At 57.3% G+C, this 616-nt stretch carries 1 protein-coding gene; it reads left to right on the top strand.

Annotated features, from left to right (window positions below):
* Positions 1–69: 69 nt before the first annotated feature.
* Positions 70–616: IS6 family transposase (locus FSO04_RS46005; protein WP_154568038.1), on the top strand; the 547-nt coding region annotated here is incomplete at its 3' end.

The following is a 616-nucleotide window of genomic DNA, read 5'->3' as shown; positions in this document are numbered from 1 at the left end:
CGGTTCTGGTGCAAATAGGATCGGCGAATCGGTTAGAGTTGTTGGAGCAAAACGAACTGATAACCGGTGATGACCAAACTGAAGAGCCTGAAGGAGTTGTTCGATGGACGTCATTTTGATCGGGAGATCATCATTCTGTGTGTTCGGTGGTACCTGCGCTACAAGCTCAGCCTACGCGATCTGGTCGAGATGATGGCCGAACGGGGTTTGTCGCTCGCTCACACGACAATCCTGCGCTGGGTGAGGCGTTATACGCCCGAATTCGTCAAACGCTGGAACCGTTTTGCTACGCCTGCGGGTCGCTCGTGGCGTGTCGACGAGACCTATCTGAAGATTCGCGGCAGGTGGGTCTACCTGTACCGGGCGGTGGATCGGGCTGGCCAGACGGTGGACTTCATGCTCAGGGCGAGGCGCGACGTGGTTGCGGCCAAAGCCTTTTTCAGCAAGGCTATCAGGCATCAGGGCCAGTCGCCTGAGACCATCACGCTCGATGGCTACGCGGCCTCGCACCGCGCGGTGCGCGAGATGAAGGCCGATGGTTTGGTGCCTGAAGACACGAAGGTCCGGTCCTCAAAATATCTGAACAACGTGATCGAACAGGACCATCGCCACATCA

It is taken from the genome of Paraburkholderia madseniana, assembly GCF_009690905.1.
Lineage (GTDB): Bacteria > Pseudomonadota > Gammaproteobacteria > Burkholderiales > Burkholderiaceae > Paraburkholderia > Paraburkholderia madseniana.
Note: the sequence above shows the minus strand (reverse complement) of the source record. Positions and strands in the feature narration are given on the sequence as shown.